General features: G+C 60.4%; 18 protein-coding genes. 6 read left to right on the top strand and 12 right to left on the bottom strand.

Translation table 11 applies throughout. The annotated features are described in order from the left end of the window. Window positions 1-5: 5 nt before the first annotated feature. Complete coding sequence (gene sufC / locus BCM02_RS25055; RefSeq protein WP_148931867.1) at window positions 6-785, bottom strand: Fe-S cluster assembly ATPase SufC; 780 nt, start codon at window positions 783-785, stop codon at window positions 6-8. Window positions 786-945: 160 nt separating this feature from the next. Beyond that, complete coding sequence (locus BCM02_RS25060; RefSeq protein ID WP_148931868.1) at window positions 946-1,536, bottom strand: DUF1802 family protein; 591 nt, start codon at window positions 1,534-1,536, stop codon at window positions 946-948. A 295-nt stretch (window positions 1,537-1,831) separates the two neighbouring features. On the opposite strand from BCM02_RS25060, the gene mtnK reads away from it, so the two are divergent. Beyond that, entirely contained in the window at window positions 1,832-3,055 is a 1,224-nt protein-coding gene (gene mtnK, locus BCM02_RS25065; RefSeq protein WP_148931869.1) for an S-methyl-5-thioribose kinase, read from the top strand. A gap of 15 nt (window positions 3,056-3,070) precedes the next feature. Continuing rightward, window positions 3,071-4,132 (top strand): S-methyl-5-thioribose-1-phosphate isomerase, encoded by a 1,062-nt coding sequence (gene mtnA, locus BCM02_RS25070; RefSeq protein ID WP_148931870.1) that lies wholly within the window; start codon window positions 3,071-3,073, stop codon window positions 4,130-4,132. Between the two features lie 91 nt (window positions 4,133-4,223). Here mtnA and BCM02_RS25075 read toward each other — a convergent pair whose 3' ends face one another. Continuing rightward, a complete protein-coding gene (locus BCM02_RS25075) occupies window positions 4,224-4,529 on the bottom strand; it encodes a YunC family protein (RefSeq protein WP_148931871.1) in 306 nt (101 codons plus the stop codon). Window positions 4,530-4,739: 210 nt separating this feature from the next. Here BCM02_RS25075 and BCM02_RS25080 point away from each other — a divergent pair, with 210 nt between their 5' ends. Further along, a complete protein-coding gene (locus BCM02_RS25080) occupies window positions 4,740-5,318 on the top strand; it encodes a hypothetical protein (protein ID WP_148931872.1) in 579 nt (192 codons plus the stop codon). 219 nt (window positions 5,319-5,537) lie between these two features. On the opposite strand, the gene BCM02_RS25085 is transcribed toward BCM02_RS25080, so the two are convergent. Then, entirely contained in the window at window positions 5,538-5,924 is a 387-nt protein-coding gene (locus BCM02_RS25085; protein WP_148931873.1) for a DUF423 domain-containing protein, read from the bottom strand. Window positions 5,925-6,091: 167 nt separating this feature from the next. Between BCM02_RS25085 and BCM02_RS25090 the strand changes: the two genes are divergently transcribed. Together BCM02_RS25090 and yhbH are read left to right on the top strand one after the other, a co-directional pair. After that, window positions 6,092-6,532, top strand: coding sequence for a hypothetical protein (locus tag BCM02_RS25090; RefSeq protein ID WP_148931874.1), 441 nt, complete (start codon window positions 6,092-6,094; stop codon window positions 6,530-6,532). 182 nt (window positions 6,533-6,714) lie between these two features. After that, on the top strand, window positions 6,715-7,878 hold the full coding sequence (gene yhbH, locus BCM02_RS25095) for a sporulation protein YhbH (RefSeq protein ID WP_148931875.1): 1,164 nt from the start codon (window positions 6,715-6,717) through the stop codon (window positions 7,876-7,878). Between the two features lie 119 nt (window positions 7,879-7,997). Here the strand turns inward: yhbH and BCM02_RS25100 are convergent, their stop codons facing one another. After that, on the bottom strand, window positions 7,998-8,954 hold the full coding sequence (locus BCM02_RS25100) for a 3'-5' exoribonuclease YhaM family protein (RefSeq protein WP_148931876.1): 957 nt from the start codon (window positions 8,952-8,954) through the stop codon (window positions 7,998-8,000). Window positions 8,955-9,279: 325 nt separating this feature from the next. Between BCM02_RS25100 and BCM02_RS25105 the strand changes: the two genes are divergently transcribed. Next, window positions 9,280-10,512 carry an aminopeptidase gene (locus tag BCM02_RS25105; protein WP_148931877.1) on the top strand — a complete coding sequence of 411 codons (1,233 nt, stop codon included), beginning with the start codon at window positions 9,280-9,282 and terminating at the stop codon, window positions 10,510-10,512. A 107-nt stretch (window positions 10,513-10,619) separates the two neighbouring features. On the opposite strand, the gene BCM02_RS25110 is transcribed toward BCM02_RS25105, so the two are convergent. From BCM02_RS25110 to BCM02_RS25140, 7 genes are all read right to left on the bottom strand, one after another. Further along, window positions 10,620-11,441, bottom strand: coding sequence for a pyruvate, water dikinase regulatory protein (locus tag BCM02_RS25110; RefSeq protein WP_148931878.1), 822 nt, complete (start codon window positions 11,439-11,441; stop codon window positions 10,620-10,622). A 44-nt stretch (window positions 11,442-11,485) separates the two neighbouring features. Further along, entirely contained in the window at window positions 11,486-12,136 is a 651-nt protein-coding gene (locus tag BCM02_RS25115) for a helix-turn-helix transcriptional regulator (protein WP_148931879.1), read from the bottom strand. Window positions 12,137-12,289: 153 nt separating this feature from the next. After that, window positions 12,290-14,956, bottom strand: a complete 2,667-nt coding sequence (ppdK, locus tag BCM02_RS25120) for a pyruvate, phosphate dikinase (RefSeq protein WP_148931880.1) — start codon at window positions 14,954-14,956, stop codon at window positions 12,290-12,292. Next, window positions 14,953-15,141, bottom strand: a complete 189-nt coding sequence (locus tag BCM02_RS25125; RefSeq protein ID WP_187434402.1) for a GapA-binding peptide SR1P — start codon at window positions 15,139-15,141, stop codon at window positions 14,953-14,955. Before BCM02_RS25125 ends, ppdK begins: the two co-directional genes overlap by 4 nt. A 386-nt stretch (window positions 15,142-15,527) precedes the next feature. Next, window positions 15,528-16,505, bottom strand: coding sequence for a class II fructose-bisphosphatase (gene glpX, locus BCM02_RS25130; RefSeq protein ID WP_148931882.1), 978 nt, complete (start codon window positions 16,503-16,505; stop codon window positions 15,528-15,530). Between the two features lie 583 nt (window positions 16,506-17,088). Continuing rightward, entirely contained in the window at window positions 17,089-17,673 is a 585-nt protein-coding gene (locus BCM02_RS25135) for a YiiX/YebB-like N1pC/P60 family cysteine hydrolase (RefSeq protein WP_148931883.1), read from the bottom strand. 54 nt (window positions 17,674-17,727) lie between these two features. After that, complete coding sequence (locus tag BCM02_RS25140; RefSeq protein WP_148931884.1) at window positions 17,728-18,825, bottom strand: M24 family metallopeptidase; 1,098 nt, start codon at window positions 18,823-18,825, stop codon at window positions 17,728-17,730. Between the last annotated feature and the right edge of the window lie 233 nt (window positions 18,826-19,058).

Below are 19,058 nucleotides of genomic sequence, written 5' to 3' on the forward strand. Positions count from 1 at the left end.
TCCGCTTAAGCCTGGCCGACTGTTTCGTCCACGATGCCCAGTTCTTCTTTGACCCAATCGTAACCTTCGTTCTCCAAGCGCTCCGCCAGCTCCGGTCCGCCGGATTTGACGATGCGGCCTTGCATCATGACGTGAACGAAGTCCGGCTTGATGTAGTTCAACAGACGCTGGTAGTGCGTGATGATCAGGAAACCGCGCTCTTCGGAACGCATGCTGTTCACGCCGGCTGCGACGATTTTGAGGGCGTCGATGTCAAGACCGGAGTCGATTTCGTCGAGAACGACGATTTTCGGATCGAGCAGCATCATTTGAAGAATTTCGTTCCGCTTCTTCTCGCCGCCGGAGAAGCCTTCGTTCAGGTAGCGGTGCGCGAACTCGGGGTTCATCTCGAGTTCTTTCATTTTGCCTTCCATCTGGCGGATGAACTTGATCAGGGAGAGCTCGTTGCCTTCGCCGCGACGCGCGTTGATGGCGCTGCGCAGGAAGTCGGAGTTCGTCACGCCCGTGATTTCGCTCGGGTACTGCATCGCGAGGAACAGGCCTGCGCGCGCGCGCTCGTCCGTTGCCATCTCCATAAGATCTTCGCCGTTCAACGTAGCCGTACCGCCGGTTACTTCATATTTCGGATGCCCCATGAGCGCGGATGCGAGCGTGCTCTTGCCCGTACCGTTCGGCCCCATGATTGCATGGACTTCTCCACCTTTGATTTCAAGGTTGATGCCTTTGAGAATTTCTTTATCTTCGATCGAAGCCGTCAAGCCGTCGATCACGAACTGCGTTGCCATATTGTAATACTCCCTCCGTTAGTCGGCTGTCAAACTTAATGACAATTCCTTATTAATAATTATTCTAATCTGATTCTCAGTGATTATCAATCATTATTTTATTACAAGATTTTGTCTAAAGCAACTTACTGCGCCCTCAAAGCCTGTCCGCTGCGCGCTTTTATAAGCCCAACGCCCCGAGCACCGCTTCGCGCTCTCGCCCGAATGTCTCATCGTCCAATACCGGCTTCCAGTCCGGCCGAAGTCCCAGCGACTCCTCCTCCAGACTTACCCACGACTTGCACCCCGAATAGGACGGCAGCATTGGTATTTCCACGGGCTCCTCTGCCGCGTAAACCCGAAGCAGCAACAGATGCAGCGGCTTGCTCCGCTTCCACTTTAGCCGCTCCTCGGCAAATGCATCGGTCCAGATATGAAACTCCCGGATGCGGTCCAGCGTTTCCTGATCCCGAAGTTCGATATCCTCTACCGCTTCGGCATACGCGCCGACCCGGACGGTACCCTTCTCCGGATTCCAGTCCGCAAGCGTCTCTTCGATCCCTTGCCGATATGCTTCCTTCAGCAGTTCGGGCTTCTGATGCTCGTAAGCCGGCAGCAGGTAGAACGAGTCGCTGACCAGCCGGAAATCTCTCGTCTCCTCCGCGATGCCGCCCTTGCGCAGCACGAGGATCTGCTTCCCTTCCGTCAGCGCCTTGACCGCGACCGCCCAATCCCGCAGCGCCGCCGGCCGATTATGTTGTCCGCCGTTCATGTTTCGGTCCCCTCCGTTCGACACAAAATGCCCTTCTATTATAGCAGAGCGGGTATTCCAACGCGAACCGATATTCGGTATACTGTTTTAGCAGGTCAAAGCAGGCACGGCGAAACGGCAAGCGCCGTCTTTTGTGGCGAGGCGCGTTTCGTTCCACTGAAATACAAGATATAAGGATAAGCGTGAAACTTTATACGATCTTGTATTTCGGAACAGCCCGGATTACGGCTCGCGCTAACGCCCTGGAAGCTTGCACGGAAGGCCCATACCATATCAAACCGGAGGTGGACGCAGCATGTCTGCATATCATCCCTTAACGGAGAGCGAAGCCATCGAGATCGCCCGTTCTTTGAAAAACGTATTTCAAGGCGCGCCCGACAATTTAGCCTGCCGCGAAATCGGCGACGGCAATCTGAATTTGGTGTTCCATATTTCGGATCCCGCCAGCGGACGGAGCGTGATTCTGAAGCAGGCGCTGCCTTACGCCAAAGTCGTCGGCGAGTCGTGGCCGCTTACCCTCGACCGCGCTCGAATCGAGAGCGAGGCGCTCATTCAAGAAGGCAAGCTGGCGCCGGGCCTCGTGCCGCAGGTGTACGCCTACGATGCGGAGCTTGCGCTTACGATTATGGAAGACTTGAGCGACCACGTGATTATGCGCCGCGGTCTCATGGAAGGCGGCCGTTATCCGAAATTCGCGGACGATATCTCGACGTTCCTGGCGCACACGCTCTTCTTCACGTCCGATCTGGGCATGAATCAGCAGGAGAAGAAACTGCGCGTCCGCGACTTTATTAACCCCGAACTGTGTAAAATAACCGAGGACCTCATTTTCGACGATCCATACACGGTGTCGGTCAACAATAATTACGATGCGGCCATCGAAGACGAAGCCGAAGCGCTTCGCGCCGACGAGGAGCTTCACTTCGAAGTCGCCCTGCTGCGCGAGAAATTTCTGACCCAGACGCAATCGTTGCTTCACGGCGACCTACATACCGGCAGTATCTTCATCACGCCGGAATCGACCAAAGTCATCGATCCGGAATTCGCCTATTATGGTCCGGCCGGATTCGATATCGGCGCGGTCATCGGCAACCTGCTGCTGAACTTCGCGTCCCGCCGCGGCTGGGACAAGTCGGACTCCGACGCCGACGACTACCGCCAGTATCTCTTGACGACGATCCGCGACACCTGGAATCAGTTCGAATCGAAATTCCGCGCGCTCTGGGACGAGCATGGCGTAGACCGTCTCGCCTCCGCAAGCGCCGCATATAGAGACGATTACATGAAACGGCTGCTGCAGGATACGTTCGGCTATGCAGGCGCCAAAATGGTCCGGCGCGTTGTCGGCCTCGCGCATGTCGCCGATATCGACCGCATTGAAGACCCGGTTCGTCGCGAAGCTGCCCAACGGCTGGCGCTCGCCATCGGCAAATCGCTGATCAAATCCGGCCGCCAAGCAACCTCCGTCGAACAATTGATTGATATCGCCCTTACCGCAGTAGCGGGTGCCAAGGCATAAGAAAGGAAGTTAACCATGACGCAATCCGCTAACGCGGCGCTGCAATCCGTCATCTGGGCCGGCGAACACCTGGACCTGCTGGACCAGCGCCTGCTGCCTGAAGAAATTGTCTACCTCCCGCTCGTCACCGTACAGGATGTATGGGAAGCGATCCGACATCTGAAAGTCCGCGGCGCGCCGGCTATCGGCATCGCGGCTGCTTATGGCGTCGTGCTCGGGAGCCGGGATATCGCGACAGATGCCGCCGACTGGCTGACATCCGTCAAAGAGGCAGCCGCCCATCTGGCGACAAGCCGTCCGACGGCGGTCAATCTATTCTGGGCGCTGGACCGCATGACGGCCCGGGCCGAGAGCCTCGCCGGCGGCGAGGCGGAGCTGGCCGCGCTCAAGCGCGCGCTGCTGGACGAAGCGATCGCCATCCAGAGCGAAGACGAGGAGACGAACAGACTTATCGGCGAACACGCGCTCGAGCTGTTCCAAGACGGCATGGGCGTGCTGACCCACTGCAACGCGGGCGGGCTCGCGACCGCCAAGTATGGCACCGCGCTCGCGCCATTCTACCTGGCCAAGGAACGCGGCATTCAGTTGAAGGTGTTCGCGGACGAGACGCGCCCGGTTCTCCAAGGCGCTAGACTGACCGCTTTCGAGCTTCATCAAGCCGGCGTCGACGTCACCCTTATCTGCGACAATATGGCCGGCATGGTCATGAGCAAGGGCTGGGTCAACGCGGTCATCGTCGGTACCGATCGCGTCGCGGCCAACGGCGACGTCGCCAACAAAATCGGCACGTACAGCGTGGCCGTTCTCGCCAAGGCGCACGGCATTCCGTTCTACGTCGCCTGCCCGCTGTCCACGATCGACCTGAACACCGCCTCCGGCGATTTGATTCCGATCGAGGAGCGCGGCGAAGAAGAGATTACCGAAGGCTTCGGCAAGCGTACCGCGCCGAAAGGCGTGAAAGTATTCAACCCCGCCTTCGACGTGACCCCTCACGAGTACGTCACGGCGATTATTACGGAGAAGGGCGTCATCAAGCCGCCGTTCGACGTCAATCTGAAGAAGCTGTTCGATCTGTAAGGAGGACGAACGTTAAAAAGGGTTGCCAGACAGATGGCCGCATAAACGGCAGTCTGTCCGGCAACCCTGTTATTTCGGCCAACAACGACGTTTACAACATCAGTTCCAGCGCTTTCGCCCCGGTCATGCCCGTGCTGATTCCGAGCGCTGCGGCTTCGCCGGTTATCGATTCCAGGGGAGCGGCCATCAGTTCTTCCAGCGTCCGGACGCCCACCGCGCGGCCGGCAATGATTTTGCGCTCCGCAAGCCGTTCATTGAGCAGGCCGACGTCGAGCGCCCCGCACATGATATATCCTTTATCCGTCATCACGGCGATCAGCGTCGTCTTGGGCAGCTTCACCTCGACCCCGATTACGGTCGCGCCGTTCTCGAGGACGATCGGTACCACTCGCATCATCCGAAACCACCTCCTTTGCGGCGGAATCATCCGCCATATTGGAATTATCGCTCGCTCCACTATATGCGGTGCGAAGAGGTTTCGTTCGGCAGGATAAGCGCCTGCTCGCCGCGGAGACGGATATTTATTGAGCCGCGCGGGCCGCAGTAGGATTGGCGTTCAAACAGTGGTATGATAAGGGATATTCATGTCTTTATGGAGGCAGGCACTATGAAACCAAACGATACCCAGACACCCGACGATCAAACTGCCTATTTGTTTAACGTGGATATTATGGTGAAGGGCGTGACGAACGCGCAAGCCATGGAGAAGCTGCTGCGGATGATGAACGGCGGGGACGCGGAAGACTTCCGCATCGTCTCCGGCGCCAACCTCGGCATCCGGATCAACCAGATGGAACAGCTCTCCAAGCGCGTCGAACAACTCGAACAAAAGCTGGCCAATACGACCGGCATGCAGGCGCCGCCGAAAAAGCAGCCCGACCGGGTCGGAACGCAAGATACCGCTAAACTTGCGGATGCGATCAATGCGGCGAAGGCCAAGGTGAATAAGCCGGCTCCCGAAGCGCCGACGATGACGTATAGCGCGTTCTCCCAGCGGATCAACGCGGTCATCGAGGACAAGCGGCTCATTCGGCTGAAGGTGAACCGGGGCGCAGGCGTGATGCTCAGCATTCCATGCCGCGTGCTAAGCTACGATGAACGCGCGCAGACGATTACGGTTTATCACGTGGACGAGAAACAGGTGTATACGTTCAAATGGACGGAGATCGAGGACTTTATCGTCTGACTAGCGAAAGCTAGAGGCATATACGTCGCAATGCAGCCGTCCTTCATTCGATTCGGACAAGGCGAAACGGCTATCGTCGTCATTTGCGGCGAGGCGCGTTTCGTTCCGGAGACATTGAGGACGAAATATAAGCATGAAACTTATACTTTCCTATATGTCAAAGAGAGGAGCGAACCGCGGCCGCGGACGCTCCTCTTCTTTATTCTGGCGATGCGTTACTTACTTGGCTTGCCCGCGCCGCTTCCACAGCACGACGACGACGAGCGCCCATGCGGCGACGAACGCGACGCCGCCTAGCGGCGTAATGGGGCCGACCCAATTGAATTCGGTCAAGCTGAGCACATACAGGCTGCCCGAGAACAGGAAGATGCCCAGGTGCATCAGCCGGCCGGCGAGCCGCAGCTTGCCCTCGCCGCCGAGCCGGTCGGCGAGCAGCCCGATGACGAGCAAGCCGAGCGCATGGTACATATGGTAACGAACGCCCGTTTCGAACACGGTCAGCATCTCTTCGGAGATGCGCTCCTTCAGCGTATGGGCGCCGAAGGCGCCGAGAATGACGGCCAGTCCCGCGTGGAACGCGCCGTACAACCCGAATTTGGACAACATAAACACGACTCCTTATCTTTGCAGAAATGATTCCATCAGGTACAATGTGGCTAGATTCGCGCAAGCAAGGCGAACCGGCTGACGCCGTCTTGGGCGGCGAGGCGCGCTTCTCTTGTATTTCACCGCACAACCGGCAGCTTCGATAACAACCAAAGGGGAGAACCTGCATGTCCGATTCTTATCGCCCTCACGAGCACACGGACGGCTACCCGCCGTTCGCGCCGCCCGATCCGCACGATGCGCCGGCCCCGCAAAAACAGTCCGGGCTCGGCATCGCGTCGTTCATTATCGGCATCGCGAGCATTGCCGGCGTCATCGCCAGCATTTTCATTATTACTTCTTTCATTATGAACGATCTGGGATTGAACGGCAACATGATCGAGATCGACGCGGAGAACATGGGCATCGAGCTGCTGCTCGGCGGATTGATCATGATGGGCAGCGTGCTGCTCGCCCTGCTCGGCCTCATTCTCGGCATCATCGGCGCCTGTATGCGCAGCCGCCGCAAGGCGTTCGCAATCGTCGGCATCGTACTGAACGCCCTGCTCGTCGTGCTCGTCGGCGCGCTGTTCCTCATCGGCATCTTGAAAGGCGCAACGGCCATCTAACGCCCGTGTTCGCCCCTCGTCCCCGCACCAAATCCGGCTTCCGCTCCGCACGCGCCGCGCGCGCCGAGGGAGCCGGATTTTTTCGTGCGACCGCCCCCTTGTTCATTCTTCTCACATAACCGCCGGACGCGCGAATAAAATGAGTATTACAGGCAGTAGAGGACGAAGGAGGTGCGCTTCGCATGGAGGCCAATCAAGGACAATCGTTCATCGTATCCCGCGAGGACTGGTCGCTGCATCGCAAGGGCTATCAAGATCAAGCCCGGCATCAGCAGAAAGTCCGCGAAGCCATTAAGCAAAACCTGCCCGATCTCGTGTCCGAGGAAAATATCATCATGTCCGACGGCAAGCACGTCATCAAAGTGCCGATCCGCAGCCTGGACGAATTCCGGTTCGTGTACAACTTCAACAAGAACAAGCACGTCGGCCAAGGCGACGGCGACAGCCAGGTCGGCGACGTGCTCGGCACCGATCCCGCATCCGCCCAGAAAGGCGGCAAAGGCGAAGGCGCGGGCGACCAGCCCGGCGAAGACGTCGTCGAAGCCGAGATCAGCCTGGCGGAGCTGGAGTCGATGCTGTTCGCGGAGCTCGAGCTCCCCTATTTGAAGCAGAAGGAGAAAGATCAGATCGAAACGAAGGAAATCCGCTTCAACGACATCCGCAAGAAGGGCATCATGTCCAACATCGACAAGAAGCGGACGATCCTCGAGAACTTGCGCCGCAACGCCACGAGCGGCAATCCCGGCATTCACGGCATCACGCCGGACGACCTGCGATACAAGACGTGGGAGGAGATTATCAAACCGCAGTCCAACGCGGTCATCATTGCGATGATGGATACATCGGGGTCCATGGGATCGTTCGAAAAGTACGTCGCGCGCAGCTTCTTCTTCTGGATGACCCGCTTCCTCCGCCATCAATACGAGAAGGTCGACATCGTTTTCATCGCCCATCATACCGAGGCGAAGGAAGTGACCGAGGAGGAGTTTTTTACCCGGGGCGAGAGCGGCGGCACGATCTGCTCCTCGGCTTATATCAAGGCGATCGAGATCATCGACAGCCGGTATCCGCCGGCGCAATACAACATCTACCCGTTCCACTTCTCCGACGGCGACAACCTGACGAGCGACAACGAGCGGTGCGTCAAGCTGATCGGCGAGATGCTCAAGCGCGCGAACATGTTCGGCTACGGCGAGGTCAACCAATACAACCGTTCCAGCACGCTCATGTCCGCCTACAAGCACATCCAGTTCCCGAACTTCCTCCACTACGTGATCCGGGAGAAAAGCGAAGTCTACAATGCGCTGAAGTCGTTCTTCCGCAAACGCGAAGGCGTGCCGAGCTAACCCAAGGCACAGCATGAACGGATGCATAAATTCCTAAACAATAAAAAACTCCAGTCTCCCGAGTACGGGACTGGAGTTTCTGTCGTGCTGCGTAAAATCGAATAAGTGCCTTCTGCCGACTACAAGTTCGTCCGGTAAATCGCCTTGTTCTCCAGGCCGCGGATCATCGGCGTCCACGGTTCGCTCTCCGGCGTCGTGTCCAGCGCGTCCTCGACCATCTGCAGCTTCGCGTCCAGCGAGTCGATCAAGTGGAGCGCCACCGCCTCGGCCATCTGCGGCTGGACCGGGCTTCCCCACTCGCCCAAGTTGTGATGCGCCAGCACGACGTGCTGCAGCGCCAGCACCGGCTCGGAATCGAGCGGGATGCCCAGATGAATCGCCGCTTCGACGATCCAACCGGAAGCGAGCGCGATATGGCCGATCAGCTTTCCTTTGACGCTATAGTCGGAGACGATGCCCAGCTGCGCCGTCATCTCCTCGGGCTTGGCGATATCGTGCAGGATGATGCCCGCCTTGATCAGATCGGCGTTCAAGAACGGACGCTGCTTGCAGACGAATTCGCCCAACTCCAGCATCCGCGCCATATGGTACGCCAGTCCCGCGTAATACGCGTGATGATGGGTTTTGGCCGCCGGATAATGCATTAGCTTGTCTTCGACCTTCGCCGTGCAAAAATCGACGATCGCCTTAATGTCCGCGTGTCCGATACCGGCGGCCGCCTGCTTGATCGCGTAGACCAGATCGACCGCTTGGACCGGGGCGGAGCGGACGAAATCGGCGATGTTGACCCCGTCCTCCTCCGTCGCGATGCGGATGCGCTGGATTTTGACCTGCAGCTTGTCCCGGTACGTCTGCACAAGCCCGCGCACCTTCACGAGGCCCATCGGGAAGAACGTCTCCTTGTCCGTCTGCGTCGCGTCCCAGTACTTGGCCGAGATTTGACCGCTGGCGTCGCACAGCACGATATCCATGTAATCCTTGGCGGGCGTCGCGTTCGTTTGCTTGACCTCGCACTCTTTGAGTAGATAGTATCCGGTGAATTCGTCTTGGGGTTGCATTTGAATAATCTGCGTCATGTAAAGCTCCTCCTGTGGTTCGGTATGACCATTATACAATGGAACGCCGTCCGCGCGCGACGAAGCCGCAAAATACGAGCCAAGGCGAAACGGCTGCGCCGTCTTTTCGGCGATGCGCATTTCAAAAGCTGATTGGTTTGCGTTCACTATCCAAGGATGGGGAATGCAGCATTCAGCGTCGAGAAATACAAAGATCATTTATAAGCGTGATACTTATAAAGTTTGTATTTCAAATTCGGCCGTCGGCCCCCTGCGCTTGCGCTCGCCGTCCTCGGATGCCTATGATAGTCATGTACCCGAAAAAGGCGCTGGGAGGACGGAACTCATGACCGATTTCCAAACTAAACTTAACAACTATGCCGACATTATTTTGCGGATCGGCGTTCATTTGCAGCAAGGCCAGACCCTCATCGTCAACGCGGATCTCGATGCCGCCGACTTGGCTCGTCTCGTCGTCAAGCGGGCGTACGAGCTAGGCGCGGCGAGAGTCAAAGTATTCTGGACCGACGATATCGCCACGCGCCATCACTTCGATCTGGCGCCGGACGCGGCGTTCCTGGAGGAGCCGAAGTGGTCGGCGGCCGAGAAGATGGAGCTGGTCGAAAGCGGCGCGGCGTCGGTCACGATCAAGTCGTCCGACCCGGATCTGTTGCGCGGCGTCGCCAAGGAACGCATCGTGAACGCCGAGAAAGCGGCGCGGGGAGCGAATACCAAATATCGCGAATACGTGCAGGCGTTCCGATTCAGCTGGTGTCTGGCCACCGCGCCATCCGAAGGCTGGGCGGCCAAGGTGTTCCCCGATGCGCCGAAGGAAGAGCAAGTCTCGCTGCTGTGGGACGCCATCTTCCGCATGGTGCGGGCCGATCAGCCCGATCCGATCGCCGCGTGGGAGCATCATCTGGCCGAACTGAAGCGGCGCGCCGACTACTTGAACGCCAAAGCCTACAAGATGCTGCATTATACGTCGGAGGGGACGGACCTGTCGATCGAGCTGCCCGAAGGCCACGTCTGGCTCGGGGGCCGCAAGACGAACGATCAAGGCATCGCCTTCGTGCCGAACCTGCCGACGGAAGAAGTGTACACGGCGCCGCTCGCGAACGGCGTGAACGGCACCGTCCGCAGCAAGAAGCCGCTTAGTTACGGCGGCAACATCATCGACAACTTCTCGTTCACTTTCGAGAACGGGCGCATCGCGGACTGGAGCGCGGAGCAAGGCGCCGAGACGCTGCAAGGGCTGATCGAGATGGATGAAGGCTCCCATTACCTCGGCGAGGTGGCGCTCGTCCCGTTCGACTCGCCGATCTCGAACTCGAACCTGCTGTTCTACAAAACGATATTCGACGAGAACGCTTCCTGCCATCTGGCGATCGGCAGCGCCTATGCCGCGTGCGTCGAAGGCGGCGGCAAGCTCTCCCGCGAGGAGCTGAAGGCGCGCGGGCTGAACAACTCGCTCGCGCACACGGACTTCATGGTCGGCTCGAAGGACTTGACGATCCGCGGCATCGCGAAGGACGGCGCGGAGGAGCTCGTGTTCAAGGACGGCAACTGGGCGATCTGACGAAACAGTCGTCTCGAAGCTCGGACGTATGAAAACGCAACGGACCTCGGACCCCATCTGTTGGATGGAGTCCGAGGTCCGTTGCTTTAGTCGCAGGCGCCGTCCGCCTAAGTCAACGGCAGCAGCTGTTTGCGGGCGTCGAGGATGATGCCCGCCGTCTCTTCGATCGCGCGGTTCGTCACGTCGACGACCAGGCACCCCAGCTTGCGGAACAGCTTGCCCGCCAGCTCGAGCTCTTCGGACACCCGGTCGGGACTCGCGTAGCTCACGTCGAACGGAAGCCCCATGCTCTTCAGCCGTTCGATGCGGATCATGATCAGCTTCTCCGGGTTCATCGTCAGGCCGACGAGGCGCTCCGCAGGCATCCGGAAGAGCTCCTCGGGCACTTTGACCTCCGGCACGAGCGGATAATTGGCGACCTTGATGCCTTTGTGAGCCAAATAGATGCCGAGCGGCGTCTTCGAGGTGCGGGAGACGCCGAGCAGCATCAGATCCGCCTGGCTCCAGCCGCTCACATGCTGGCCGTCGTCGGATTTGACCGTGAACTCGATCGCTTCGACTCGGTTGAAATAAGCCCGATCCATCCGGTGCGGCATCGCAGCCCGCTGCGTCGGCGCAGAATCGAACGTGCGGATGAAGCCTTCCATGGCCGGCCCCATCACGTCGACCGCGCAGACGCCCAGACGGGCCGATTCCTGTCGGATCATTTCGCGTAATTCGGGGAGCACCAGCGTATAGATCACCATGCCGCCAAGGGCGGCGGCGCGTTCCATCAGCTGACGGATTTCGTCCTCGTTCTTGATATGCGCCCAGCGCTCCAGACGGACCTCCTGGCCCTCGAATTGGCGGATCGCGGCGCGCGCGACCGCATCCGCCGTCTCGCCAACGGAATCCGAGCCTACCAATATCGTTCTGATTTCCTTATTCAACTTCGTTCCGGCCCCCTCGCCTGAAATGAGCGTACGCCGCCGCTTCAGCCCCTGACGGAGGCCTCGTAAAACAGCTTCACGACCGTCGTCTTCGTAATGCGGCCGACGACCTCCACGCCCGCGTCGGCTTCCTTGCCCCGAGGAACGACGACCGGCAAGCCGTCGATCTCGCGGGCGATCATGATTGCCATCGCGTCCCGGACCGTATGCTCGGGCGAGACGGTCGCCAAATTGGACAAGCGGGTCATGACCAGGCCGAGCAGCATCTGGGACGCTTGCGGATTGCCGAGCGAAACCTTAAGCAAGTCCTTGCGCGAGACGATCCCCGCGAGCCTCCCTTCCGCATCGACGACCGCCAAGCTGCCGACGTTCTCGAGGAAGAGCGTGACCACCGCATCGCTCACCGTCGCCGTCTCGCGCATCACGATCGGCACGCTCATCGCTTCCCGCACCGGCAGCATGGCCGTGTCGTGGGCCAGGGATGCCGCCGGTTCGCCGTTCTCGTCCCGATCTTTCCGCAGAAAATAGCCTACCTTGGGCTTGGCCTCCAAATATTCCAGCATCACCAGCAATCCGAGGTCGGAGCGGATCGCCGGACGCGTCACGCCGAGCAGCTCCGCAATCTGCTCGCCCGTAATCGGACCGCGTTTGCGAACCAGCTCCACGATCTTTTGTTGTCTTGTCGATAGCTTGATCGCTTATCCCTCCGATCGCATCATCTCATCGATTTATTGTAACCGATGCCGGAAGATTTTCACAACAGTAGGCGTACGGCTAAGCCGCCCGTATAGGCGCGGCGCGTTACATTCCGGAGGGATACCCGAGGCTGAGTATGGAGCTTACCTTCTTTAGATCTGAACGACTTCCTTGCGCGGCTGCGGCGGCGCTTCTTCCAGCGCGGCTTGCGCGGCGGCGATCCGGGCCATCGGAATCCGATGCGGCGAGCAGCTCACGTAATCGAGACCGATCGCGTGGCAGAACAGAATCGAATCCCGGTCGCCGCCGTGCTCGCCGCAAATGCCGGTCTTGAGATCAGGCTTCACCGCCCGGCCGTTCTCGGCCGCCATGCGAATGAGCTGCCCGACGCCTTCGACGTCCAGCACCTGGAACGGATTGTGCGGCAGCAGCTTCCGCTCGACGTAACGGGACAGGAACTTGCCTTCCGCGTCGTCGCGGCTGTACCCGTACGTCATCTGCGTCAAATCGTTGGTGCCGAAGGAGAAGAAGTCCGCATGCGCCGCGATGGCCTGCGCCGTCAAGGCGGCTCTCGGCACCTCGATCATCGTGCCGATGCGAATCGGACTTGCCGCCAGCAGCTCCGCCGGCATCCGCTCGCGCAGGACGTCCTCGACCTCCGCCCGGACGACGCCCAACTCCGCGGCCGCGCCGACGAGCGGGATCATGATCTCGGCCCGCACGCGGATGCCCCGCTCGATGCAGGCCAAGGCGGCCAAGCATAACGCGTCGGCCTGCATCCGGTAGATTTCGGGATGCATGATTCCGAGCCGGCAGCCGCGCTGGCCCAGCATCGGATTCGCCTCGCGCAGCGCGTCGGACCGGCGCAGCAGGAGCAGCGCAAGCCCGCGCTCTTCTTCGCTTGCGGCCGCCTCCAGCCGACGCTCCAATTCCTCCCGGCCCGGCAAAAACTCGTGAAGCGGCGGGTCCAGCAGCCGGATCGTTACCGGGAGGCCGTCCATCGCCTCGAACATCCCCTCGAAATCGTGCTGCTGCATCGGCAGCAGCTCGCGCAGCGCAAGCCCGCGCTCCGCTTCGGATTCCGCGGCGATCATGAGCTGCATGACCGCCAATCGCTCGGGCGCGAAGAACATATGCTCCGTCCGGCACAATCCGATGCCCTGCGCGCCCAGCCGCCGGGCGGTTCGCGCGTCCTCCGGCGTATCGGCGTTCGCGTATACCGCCAGCCTGCGTATGTCGTCCGCCCAGTCGAGCACTTGGGTCAACTCGTCGGTCACGGCCGGCTCGCGCAGCGGCATCCGCCCGGCGATGACGAGCCCCCGGCCGCCGTCCAGCGTCAGCCAGTCGCCTTCCTTGATCGTCGCTCCGCCGGCCGACAGCTCCCGCGCCTCGCAATCGATCTCCGCGGATTCGCAGCCGCAGACGGCCGGCTTCCCCATGCCTCTGGCCACGACGGCCGCATGGCTCGTCATGCCGCCGTGACTGGTCAGAATCCCGTTCGCCGCAAGCACGCCGTGAATATCGTTCGGCGCCGTCTCCGGCCGCACTAGGATGACCGGCTTGCCTTCCCGGCTCCAGCTCTCGGCGGTGTCCGCGTCGAAGACGGCCATGCCGATCGCCGCGCCCGGAGAAGCCGGGAGTCCGCTGGCCAGCAACGCATAGCCGGCCGAATCGTCGATGCCGCGATGAAGCAGCCGCTCCAAGTGCGACAGCTCCAAGCGCCGTACCGCCTCCTCGCGGCCGATCAGCCCCTCGCGCACGAGCGAGACCGCGATGCGCAGCGCGGCTTGCGCTCCCCTTTTGCCGGTTCTCGTCTGCAGCAGATACAGCTTGCCGCGCTCCACCGTGAACTCGATATCCTGCATGTCCCCGTAGCGCTGCTCCAACGCATTCCCCCAGCGCTCCAACTCGTCGTAGACCTGCGGCATGACGCGCTTCAGATCGGCGATCGGCTGCGGCGTGCGCGTGCCGGCCACGACGTCTTCCCCTTGCGCGTTCACAAGAAACTCGCCGTACAAGCCAGGCTCGCCCGTGGACGGATCGCGGGTGAAGACGACGCCGGTGCCGCACTGCTCCCCTTTGTTGCCGAACACCATCAGCTGCACGGTCACGGCCGTGCCTTGTTCATCCGGAATCCGGTGAATGTGGCGGTAGACGCGTGCGCGCGGATTGTGCCAGGAACGGAAGACCGCTTCCACGGCCATCCGCAGCTGTCCGCGCACGTCCTGCGGGAACGGCTGCCCCGCGGCGGAGGCGATCGCGTCCTGGTATTGCCGCGTCAGCTCCTGCCAGGCGTCGCCGCTCAATTGCTGATCCTGCGCGCAGCCGTGCCGCTGCTTCAGCCGTTCGAGCAGCCGCTCGAACCGGTCGGCTTCCACGCCCATCACCACTTCGCCGAACATCTGAATGAGCCGGCGGTAGCAGTCGTAGGCGAAGCGTCGGTCCGCGGTTAACCGGGATAGCGCCTCCACCGTCTCGTCGTTCAGGCCGAGGTTGAGAATCGTGTCCATCATGCCCGGCATCGAGGAGACCGCGCCGGAGCGGACCGACACGATCAAGGGAGATTGAACGTCTCCGAACCGTTGGCCCGTCTGCGCCTCCAGCCCGTTCAGTGCTTCGCCGATCTCCGCCCAGATCGGCTCGGATAACGCGCCGCCATCTTGGAAGAAGTCCCGGCAAGCCTCCGTCGTAATCGTGAAGCCCGGCGGCACGGGCACGCCGGCGGCCGTCATCTCCGCGAGATTTGCCCCTTTGCCGCCGAGCAGAGGCTTCATCTCCATTCGGCCTTCTTGAAAGAAGTACACTTTCCTTGCGTTCATGCCGGCTCCTCCCCGCGGGCGTTCTGGCGTGCATGCATCGTGCGGCAGCGATCCGAATCGCACAAGCTGTACAGTTTCTTGACGCCGTTCGTCGGCAGCGTATCGATAATTTCATTGCAGTACCGGCACAGCACAAGACCATAGTTTTCTCGGCTTCCGTAAACTTCCGCGCGTTCTGCTCCCATTCGAATCGCTCCTTTGGATATCGTGTCGCCGACCGTGATTCGCTCCGCGATCCAGCGGTCGCGCATTGGGTAATGCCTTGCGAATAAACGCCGTTGATTCGGTTCTTTCAGAGACCAGCCGTCAAAATAACATCCTTTCGCGGCAGCCGTATTCCGAAGTCCGCCGCTTGCGTCCGCGATCAATCCCTAAAGCTCGATCACGCGGCACGCATAGCCCCATTCGTTGTCATACCAGGCATTCAATTGGATGGGGAGTTCACCCCCATCACCACGGTCGTCTCGGCATCGCCGGGCGACGTCAGCAGAAGCTTCCCCTTTCTCTCCGCCTATATGTTACGCATATATACATTATGACGCCTTATAGTGCATACGAAAGCCTTGTAACCTTATGCGCCTAATGAAGGCACCGCGCCCGCCGTCCGCTTCAGCGCCAAATCATGCTCGGTCTGGATGTAGCGGACCGTGTGCGTGGCGGCGCGCATTACGACCGAATGCGTGGACGCCCTGCGGCCCGGCAGCAGCCGTACGCCTTCCAGGAAGTCCCCCGGCGTAACTCCCGTCGCCGCGAAAATAACGTCCCCCGTTCCGACCAGATCGTCCATGAGCAGCACGCCGTCCGCAAGCCCCATCTCGCCGAGCCGCCGCCGCTGCTCCTCATTCTCCGGCAGCAGCCGGCCTTGGAATTCGCCGCCGAGACACTTGATCGCCGCGGCCGCGAGCACGCCTTCGGGAGCGCCGCCGGAGCCGACGTACAGATCGACGCCGGTCTTGGCGCCGCAAGGCATCATCGCGCCGAACACGTCCCCGTCAGTCAGCAGCCTGACGCGCGCCCCGAGTTCCCGCAGCTCCGCGATCATGCCGGCGTGGCGCGGGCGGTCCAGCAGCAGCACGTTCAGCTCGGACAGCGGCTTGCCCAGCCCTTCCGCCGCCTTGCGCGCCGTGACGGACAACGGATCGCGAAGACTGAGCTTCCCGGCCAGCTCCGCGCCGACGGCCAGCTTCTCCATATAGATGTCCGGCGCATGAAGCAGCTGCCCCTTGGGCGCGAGAGCGAGCACCGATACCGCGTTGTTCATCCCGCTTGCCACGAGCGTGGTGCCTTCGAGCGGATCGACGGCCACGTCGACTTCCGGCCCGCTCCCGTCCCCGACCTGCTCGCCGATATAGAGCATCGGCGCCTCATCCATCTCGCCCTCTCCGATCACCACGCGGCCGCGTATCGCGAGCGTGCGGAACATGCTCCGCATCGCTTCCGTCGCCGCATCGTCCGCTTCCGCCTTGCTTCCTCGCGCCACCCACGGCGCGGACGCCAGCGCTGCCGCCTCCGTGACGCGCACCGCCTCGAGCGCCAATTCGCGTTCCAATGCCCTCATCCTCTCCGGTTATAATTTCCACAACCAAAATGTATCACATTTAAATGTGAGTCACAATAAGTTAATTAAAATATATATGACGCCTACATAACCCGCCCCACCTCGAGGGCAATGCTGTCAGGTTAAGAAGGACTGCGCCCCGTTGACCCCACTTTTATTGTTCCCTCCTCCCACCTCCTCCGCCGAGGAGGCTCCAAAGGGCTTTGCCCTCTGGACTCCCCCTTCGTGCTGGTTTGATTGTTCACGGTCGGCGGATTGGCTTGTGTTGGGCACGCTTTTGTCCTGACGGACAAAGCTTCAGTCGGTTTTGCCCTTCCTAGACATAAGCGCGTTGAAGCCAGTTTACCGCTGGCCTTGGTTGGCTTCATCGCTCGCTTTTTCTTAACCTGACAGCATTGCCGCCGAGGGCACTGCCCTTCTTAACCCCATGCCCCCTCGGAAGAGTTCTTAATCACAACAAAAAACGCCAAAGGTCAAAATGACCCGTGACGTCTTCGTCTCTGAGCGTTTTTTCGCGGCAGCCTTCTTTTGATTGCGAGCCTCTCTTGCGAAACAACCGTCGTCCGCCGACAGGCTACAACAGTCGAAACAGCGCATCGACGCGCGCATCTTCGGCAACATGCCGCGGATAAATAAACCCGCGTTCATCTTTCTGAAAATAAATATCCGCCCGCGCGAAGCATTCCTCTACGAACTCGGAGCAAATATAGGCGTCATTGTCCTCGTGCCGGCCGAGGCCAAGCCCGATCCGCGAGACGATGCGGGCGATCTCCTCGTTGTCGTATTTGCGGTTCAGCAGGTCCAAGCCCCGATCGACGATAGCGCCGACGCGCGCGTCCTCGCTCTCCGAGCCGGCCAGCCCCCGGTGGCGGGCGATGTACAGCTTGCCGTTATACGGGGCGCGGCGATTCTCGTAATTGTCCAGGTAATGCGTCAGCGGCACGAGACGGACGCCGTCGTCCTCGACGCTTTCCATAATCAAAGGGCGTTCGCGCCACCGCACGATGACGGCGACATGGCTGAACATGGAGTCCGAGAACCGCTTGATAAGTTCGCTCACGACATAATTACCGGAGCCGAGCAAAATATCGCCCGTCCGCAGTTGACCGGCCGCCTCGCCGTACGCCATTTGCCCAACGTCCTTGAACTTGTCTGCCATCTTCATCCCGCTCCCCTGTTCCGATTGATTATCGCCTTCCCTGTACAGCAACCATTACCCCAATAACCGAAGCGCCTTCGGATAAGAGGTCAACACGTCGGCGGTTCCGTCGGCGCCAATATAGACGTCGTCTTCGATGCGCACGCCGCCGACGCCCGGCACGTAGATGCCCGGCTCGATCGTGAACAGCAGTCCCGGCTCGGCGATCGACCGGTTGGCGCCGTGCAGCGAAGGCGATTCATGCACGTCCATGCCGAATCCGTGCCCGACCCGGTGCGTGAAATAGTCGCCATAGCCCGCAGCCTCGATAACCTCGCGCGCCGCCGCGTCCAGCTCCGCCAGCGCGACGCCCGCCTTGGACCGGGCGATGGCGGCCATGTTCGCCGCCAGCACCGTTTCGTAGATCCGCTCTTGTTCCTTCGACGCCTCGCCCATGACGAACGTGCGCGTAATGTCCGAGCAATAGCCGTCGGCCACGACGCCGATATCGATCAACACGTAGTCGCCGCGCGCGATCGCGTATTCTCCCGGTTTGCCGTGCGGCAGCGCCGAGCGCGCTCCGGCGAGCACGATCGATTCGAACGCCGGCTTGGAGGCGCCTAGCTTGCGCATCCGGTATTCCAGCTCGGCCGTCAGCTCGATCTCCGTCATCCCGACGACGGCGCGCGAAGCGGCGAAATCGACCACCTTCTCCACGATGTCGATCGCATGGCGCACCTTCGCGATTTCGTCCTCGCTTTTCTTCAGCCGAAGTCCCATAATCGCCGGTTCTGCATCCGCGAAATCCGCGTTCGGCAGCAGCTCGCGCAGCTTCTCGCCTTGGGCCATGCTGACCGCGTTCATCTCCACGCCGAACCGTCCGCCGCGCTCCGGCAGCCGGCTGCCGAGCAGCTCGTACGCATCCTCGGTATCGGACACGGTCACGATATCCGCCGGATAGCCCGCCTCGAGCGCGGCATCCTTGTCGAGCAGCGGCACGAACAGCGCCTCTTGGCGTTCATGCAGCAGCAGCCCCATGAACCGCTCGTGCGGATTGCACAGGAAGCCGGTCAAATAATACACGTTCGTCGGCGACGTGATCAGCGCGCTCCCGATGCCTTGATCGGCCAGCGCGGCGAGCAGCCGATTTTTGCGTTCCATATAGATCGTCATTCGTTGTTCTTCCTCCCGTTCGTTCGGATCGGGCTGCCAATTCAGTCCTACTGGCAATTATAGCCGATATCCGCCGGATGCGCCGAGCGCCCCGTTAACGCGGTACAGCGGCACGCTGGGAAGTCGTCAAAATCAGAGAATAATCGACTTTGACGCTGTCGAATTTTCATATATCATAGAGACAACGTTTCCATCCGCTCAATCCAAACCGGCATTTTCTATTATCCATGCAA

It is taken from the genome of Paenibacillus methanolicus (assembly GCF_008124765.1).
Taxonomy (GTDB): Bacteria; Bacillota; Bacilli; order Paenibacillales; family Paenibacillaceae; genus Paenibacillus_Z; species Paenibacillus_Z methanolicus.

What these genes read in the sequence shown, in the direction of transcription:
- BCM02_RS25125 (WP_187434402.1), bottom strand. Translation starts at nt 15,141, where the DNA reads ATGGGAGCAGAACGCGCGGAAGTTTACGGAAGCCGAGAAAACTATGGT.
- BCM02_RS25105 (WP_148931877.1), top strand. Translation starts at nt 9,280, where the DNA reads ATGACCGATTTCCAAACTAAACTTAACAACTATGCCGACATTATTTTG.
- BCM02_RS25100 (WP_148931876.1), bottom strand. Translation starts at nt 8,954, where the DNA reads ATGACGCAGATTATTCAAATGCAACCCCAAGACGAATTCACCGGATAC.
- BCM02_RS25085 (WP_148931873.1), bottom strand. Translation starts at nt 5,924, where the DNA reads ATGTTGTCCAAATTCGGGTTGTACGGCGCGTTCCACGCGGGACTGGCC.
- ppdK (WP_148931880.1), bottom strand. Translation starts at nt 14,956, where the DNA reads ATGAACGCAAGGAAAGTGTACTTCTTTCAAGAAGGCCGAATGGAGATG.
- BCM02_RS25075 (WP_148931871.1), bottom strand. Translation starts at nt 4,529, where the DNA reads ATGATGCGAGTGGTACCGATCGTCCTCGAGAACGGCGCGACCGTAATC.
- BCM02_RS25090 (WP_148931874.1), top strand. Translation starts at nt 6,092, where the DNA reads ATGTCCGATTCTTATCGCCCTCACGAGCACACGGACGGCTACCCGCCG.
- mtnA (WP_148931870.1), top strand. Translation starts at nt 3,071, where the DNA reads ATGACGCAATCCGCTAACGCGGCGCTGCAATCCGTCATCTGGGCCGGC.
- BCM02_RS25135 (WP_148931883.1), bottom strand. Translation starts at nt 17,673, where the DNA reads ATGGCAGACAAGTTCAAGGACGTTGGGCAAATGGCGTACGGCGAGGCG.
- yhbH (WP_148931875.1), top strand. Translation starts at nt 6,715, where the DNA reads ATGGAGGCCAATCAAGGACAATCGTTCATCGTATCCCGCGAGGACTGG.
- BCM02_RS25080 (WP_148931872.1), top strand. Translation starts at nt 4,740, where the DNA reads ATGAAACCAAACGATACCCAGACACCCGACGATCAAACTGCCTATTTG.
- mtnK (WP_148931869.1), top strand. Translation starts at nt 1,832, where the DNA reads ATGTCTGCATATCATCCCTTAACGGAGAGCGAAGCCATCGAGATCGCC.
- BCM02_RS25140 (WP_148931884.1), bottom strand. Translation starts at nt 18,825, where the DNA reads ATGACGATCTATATGGAACGCAAAAATCGGCTGCTCGCCGCGCTGGCC.
- sufC (WP_148931867.1), bottom strand. Translation starts at nt 785, where the DNA reads ATGGCAACGCAGTTCGTGATCGACGGCTTGACGGCTTCGATCGAAGAT.
- BCM02_RS25060 (WP_148931868.1), bottom strand. Translation starts at nt 1,536, where the DNA reads ATGAACGGCGGACAACATAATCGGCCGGCGGCGCTGCGGGATTGGGCG.